The organism is Streptomyces glaucescens, assembly GCF_002154375.1.
In the GTDB taxonomy this organism is placed as follows: domain Bacteria; phylum Actinomycetota; class Actinomycetes; order Streptomycetales; family Streptomycetaceae; genus Streptomyces; species Streptomyces glaucescens.
The window spans coordinates 1-4,910 of sequence record NZ_MUND01000932.1 but is presented as its reverse complement, the minus strand read 5'-3'; the positions used below and the strand labels follow the sequence as shown (position 1 = coordinate 4,910).

Genomic DNA, 4,910 nt, shown 5'->3' with positions numbered 1-4,910 from the left:
GCCCTCCTCCTTGCTGGAACGCGCCCACGCGATCGAGGAGGCCTTCAACCGGGTGCGGGACGAGCGCTGGGGCCCGCGTACCCTCGACGTCGACATCGTGGCCTACGCCGACCTGGTCTCCGACGACCCCAAACTCACCCTCCCCCACCCGCGCGCCCACGAACGCGCCTTCGTCCTCGCCCCCTGGCACGACGTCGACCCCGACGCCCAGGTGCCCGGCCGAGGCCCCGTCGCCGGCCTCCTCGGCACGATCACCCGCGAAGGCGTCGCGCCCCGCGCCGACCTGGAACTCCGGCTGCCCGAGTAGTCGTTAAGGTCGAGACGACCACCGTCGGGGAGATCCGCCAGGCCGGACACCCGGGAAGCCGAAGGGACACCGTGAGAGAGCTGCGCATCAGGGTGCTGGCCGCCGTGTTCGTCGTCGCCGGAGTGCTCTCCTGGGCGGGCGCCCGGCTGTGGAGCTCGTTCGGCACCCTGCCGAGCGTTCCCCTGGCCGCGCCCATCGTCCTGGCCCTGATCGCCGTGGTCCTCCTGGCCACCGCGCTCTCCCTGCGCGCCCGGCTGAAGGCCCAGCGCGAGCGCCGTCCCGAAGCCAAGGGCGTCGACCCGCTGATGGCGGCCCGCGCGGTGGTCTTCGGCCAGGCCAGCGCCCTGGTCGCCGCCCTCGTCGCCGGCATGTACGGCGGCACGGGCGTCGTCCTCCTCGAGTCGCTCGACATCCCCGCCCGCCGCGACCAGGCCATCTACGCCGGCTTCTCCGTCCTCGCGGGCATCGCCGTGATAGCGGCGGCCATCTTCCTGGAGCGCGTCTGCAAGCTCCCCGAGGACGACGAACCGGGCGGCCCGGGGACGGCACCGGCGGCGTGAAGGCCTGGAGGCCCGGGCGCCGTCTCATTCCGTCAGCCGTCGCAGCCGTGAGCCGTGGGCGCCCGGTCAGGCTCCCACGGGACTCAGCTCGCTGCCGGGGGACCGTACCGGGCACCACTGCCCATCAGGTCAGCGCGCGAGTATCAGGCTCATCGCCTCGGCTCGGGTCGTGGAGTCCCGAAGCTGACCGCGCACCGCGGACGTCGTGGTCTTGGCACCGGGCTTACGGATGCCTCGCACCGACATGCACATGTGCTCGGCCTCGATGACGACGATCGCGCCACGCGCCTCCAGAATCCGCATCAGCGAGTCGGCGATCTGCGTGGTGAGACGTTCCTGCACCTGCGGACGCCGGGCGAACACCTCGACGAGGCGTGCCAGCTTCGACAGCCCCGTGATCTTGCCGGTCTCCGCCGGGATGTAGCCGACATGCGCCACTCCGTGGAACGGCAGCAGATGATGCTCGCACAGAGACACGATCTCGATGTCCTTCACCAGGACCATCTCGTCGTGGCCCAGGTCGAACGTCGTCGTCAGAACCTCTTCCGGCTCCTGCCGGAGCCCCGCCAGAAGCTCCCGGTACGCCCGCGCGACCCGCGCCGGCGTCTCCCTGAGGCCCTCGCGGTCCGGGTCCTCGCCGACCGCGATCAGGAGTTCGCGTACGGCGTTCTCGGCGCGCTTCTCGTCGAACTCGCCGATGGTGCCCTCGCCGTCCAGCGTCACGGGGTCGGTCATGTGGTGCCTCGTTCCTGTGTGTCGTGCATTCCCGGCGGCCGGAAATGGCCGAATGCCGCGCCCCCCAGGCTAAAACCTGGGGGGCGCGGCATACATTCCGGGCCTGGTGGGGCCGCCGGCGCGGCTCCGGGGCGGGGTCAGCTGTCGGTCCGGTCCTCCTGGACCGGGTCCGGCGCGGACTCCGTGGCCGTGGACTTCGCGGTGATCGCCGCCGACGCGCCGTTGGCGCCGTTGGTCAGTGCCAGCTCCTTGGGAGAGAGCACCGGCGGGCGGGTGGACGGCGTGCGCCGCGAGGAGCCGGTCCAGGCGGGCCGCGGCGGGCGCTTGACGATCGGGGCGAAGATCTCGGCGATCTCCTCCTTGCCCAGGGTCTCCCTCTCCAGCAGCTGGAGGACGAGGTTGTCGAGCACGTCGCGGTTCTCGACCAGGATCTCCCAGGCCTCGTTGTGCGCGGTCTCGATGAGCTTCTTGACCTCTTCGTCGACCAGCGCGGCGACCTCTTCCGAGTAGTCGCGCTGGTGCGCCATCTCGCGGCCGAGGAACGGCTCGGTGTTGTCGCCGCCGAACTTGATGGCGCCGAGGCGTTCCGTCATGCCGTACTGCGTGACCATCGCGCGGGCCAGGTTGGTGGCCTTCTCGATGTCGTTGGCGGCGCCGGTGGTCGGGTCGTGGAAGACCAGTTCCTCGGCCGCCCGGCCGCCCAGCATGTAGGCGAGCTGGTCGAGCATCTCGTTGCGGGTGGTCGAGTACCTGTCTTCGTCCGGGAGCACCATCGTGTAGCCGAGGGCGCGCCCGCGGGACAGGATGGTGATCTTGTGGACCGGGTCGGAGTTCGGTGAGGCCGCCGCGACCAGGGCGTGACCGCCCTCGTGGTACGCGGTGATCTTCTTCTCCTTGTCCGACATGATCCGGGTCCGCTTCTGCGGGCCCGCCACCACGCGGTCGATGGCCTCGTCGAGCATCTTGTTGTCGATCAGCTTCTGGTCGCTGCGGGCCGTCAGCAGGGCGGCCTCGTTCAGGACGTTGGCGAGATCGGCACCGGTCATGCCGGGGGTGCGGCGGGCGACGGCCGAGAGGTCGACGTCCGGGGCGACCGGCTTGCCCTTCTGGTGGACCTTGAGGATCTCCAGGCGGCCCTGCATGTCGGGGCGGTCGACCGCGATCTGGCGGTCGAAGCGGCCCGGGCGCAGGAGGGCCGGGTCGAGGATGTCGGGCCGGTTCGTCGCGGCGATGAGGATCACGCCGCCCTTGACGTCGAAGCCGTCCATCTCGACGAGGAGCTGGTTCAGGGTCTGCTCGCGCTCGTCGTGACCGCCGCCGAGGCCGGCGCCGCGGTGGCGGCCGACCGCGTCGATCTCGTCGACGAAGACGATCGCCGGGGCGTTCGCCTTGGCCTGCTCGAAGAGGTCACGGACGCGGGAAGCACCGACACCGACGAACATCTCGACGAAGTCGGAACCGGAGATCGAGTAGAACGGCACGCCGGCCTCGCCCGCGACGGCTCGCGCGAGCAGGGTCTTGCCGGTGCCGGGCGGGCCGTAGAGCAGGACACCCTTGGGGATCTTGGCGCCGACGGCCTGGAACTTCGCCGGTTCCTGGAGGAACTCCTTGATCTCGTGCAGTTCCTCGACGGCCTCGTCGGAGCCCGCGACGTCCGCGAAGGTCGTCTTGGGGGTGTCCTTGGTGATGAGCTTGGCCTTCGACTTCCCGAAGTTCATCACTCGGGAGCCGCCGCCCTGCATCTGGTTCATCAGGAACAGGAAGACGACCACGATGAGGACGAAGGGCAGCAGGGAGAGCAGGATCCCGACGATCGGGTTCTGCTTGGACGGCGAGACCGTGTAGCCGTCCGGGATCTGCTTTTCCTGGTACTTGTTCTGCAGCGTGCTGGCGATGGTCACGCCTTGGTCGCCGATGTAGCTCGCCTGGATCTTCGAGCTGCCTTCGATCTTCACACCGTCTTTGAGCTGGACCTTGATGATCTGCTCGTCGCCGGTGGTCAGCTTGGCCTGCTCGACCTTGTTGTCATTGATCGCCTGGACGACCTGGCCCGTGTCCACCGTCTTGTAGCCGCCGGACGAGCCGACGACCTGCATCAACACGACCACGGCAAGGACGGCCAGCACGATCCACATGACCGGCCCACGGAAGTATCGCTTCACGTCCATCCATACGGAGCGGTGCCGCCCCGTCCCTCCTGCCATAGTGAGTTTGATAAGACAGTTCTTCTGACGGTACCCCAGCATTGTCGCCCGAAGCGGCGCAGGACGGCTGGCAATCCCGTCTGCATGCTCCAACGGCGCGAGGCCCGCCGGGGTTCCCGATCTCCCCGCGAAAGGCGCCCCTGGCGGCTCAGCCGCCGTAGACGTGGGGCGCGAGGGTGCCGACGAACGGCAGGTTGCGGTACTTCTCGGCGTAGTCCAGGCCGTAGCCGACGACGAACTCGTTGGGGATGTCGAAACCGACCCATTCGACGTCGATGGCGACCTTGGCGGCGTCCGGCTTGCGCAGCAGCGTGCACACCTTCAGCGAGGCGGGCTCGCGGGAGCCGAGGTTGTTGATCAGCCAGGACAGGGTCAGGCCGGAGTCGATGATGTCCTCGACGATCAGGACGTGCTTGCCCTTGATGTCGGTGTCGAGGTCCTTGAGGATCCGCACCACGCCGGAGGACTGGGTGCCCGCGCCGTACGAGGACACGGCCATCCAGTCCATGGTGACGGGGGTGGACAGCGCCCGCGCGAGGTCGGCCATGACCATCACCGCGCCCTTGAGCACGCCGACGATCAGCAGGTCCTTGCCCGCGTACTCCGCGTCGATCTTCGCCGCCAGCTCGGTCAGCTTGGCGTCGATCTCTTCCTTGGTGATGAGCACCTGCTGGAGGTCGGCACCCATGTCTTTCGCGTCCACCCGCATCACTTTCGGTCGTCCCACCGGCTGTCCGCCCCCCTCGGAGGGGGCCGGGATTCAGCCTTGCCGAATCACCAGTCTGCCACCCTGCCGCTGGGCGACGACTTTGCCGGGCAGGTTGATGGCGCCCTGGCCGCGCCAGCCGGTGATCAGCCGGTCGACTTCCTCGATGTGGCGCGCGAAGAGGGAGCCGGCCGGGGCACCGGCCTCGATGGCGGCGCGGCGCAGGATCCGGCGGCGTACGGCGGGCGGCAGGGCGTAGAGCTTGGCGCACTCCAGCAGGCCGGCGGCGTCGCGGACGGTGGCCTCGGCCTGGCCGGCCCAGACGTCGAGGGCGTCGGCGTCGTCGCGGGAGAGCTGGGCCGTCCGGGCGAGGGCTTCGACGACGCCCTTGCCGAGGG

Annotated in this window: 6 protein-coding genes; 2 read left to right on the top strand and 4 right to left on the bottom strand. The window is 69.5% G+C overall.

Annotated elements, in window-relative coordinates:
- Together folK and CCN42_RS39435 are read left to right on the top strand one after the other, a co-directional pair.
- Positions 1-307 (top strand): 2-amino-4-hydroxy-6-hydroxymethyldihydropteridine diphosphokinase (folK, locus tag CCN42_RS39440; RefSeq protein WP_086741973.1); only part of this gene is annotated, 307 nt, incomplete at its 5' end.
- A 71-nt stretch (positions 308-378) separates the two neighbouring features.
- Positions 379-867 carry a DUF3180 domain-containing protein gene (locus CCN42_RS39435; protein WP_086167662.1) on the top strand — a complete coding sequence of 163 codons (489 nt, stop codon included), beginning with the start codon at positions 379-381 and terminating at the stop codon, positions 865-867.
- A gap of 129 nt (positions 868-996) precedes the next feature.
- Here CCN42_RS39435 and folE read toward each other — a convergent pair whose 3' ends face one another.
- The 4 genes from folE to CCN42_RS39415 form a co-directional block, all read right to left on the bottom strand.
- Positions 997-1,602 (bottom strand): GTP cyclohydrolase I FolE, encoded by a 606-nt coding sequence (folE, locus tag CCN42_RS39430; RefSeq protein WP_086741972.1) that lies wholly within the window; start codon positions 1,600-1,602, stop codon positions 997-999.
- A 137-nt stretch (positions 1,603-1,739) separates the two neighbouring features.
- Positions 1,740-3,770: an ATP-dependent zinc metalloprotease FtsH gene (ftsH, locus tag CCN42_RS39425; protein ID WP_086741971.1), complete on the bottom strand. Its 2,031-nt coding sequence runs from the start codon at positions 3,768-3,770 to the stop codon at positions 1,740-1,742.
- A 184-nt stretch (positions 3,771-3,954) separates the two neighbouring features.
- On the bottom strand, positions 3,955-4,515 hold the full coding sequence (gene hpt / locus CCN42_RS39420) for a hypoxanthine phosphoribosyltransferase (RefSeq protein WP_086741970.1): 561 nt from the start codon (positions 4,513-4,515) through the stop codon (positions 3,955-3,957).
- A gap of 51 nt (positions 4,516-4,566) precedes the next feature.
- Positions 4,567-4,910: TilS substrate-binding domain-containing protein (locus CCN42_RS39415; RefSeq protein WP_211294899.1), on the bottom strand; the 344-nt coding region annotated here is incomplete at its 5' end.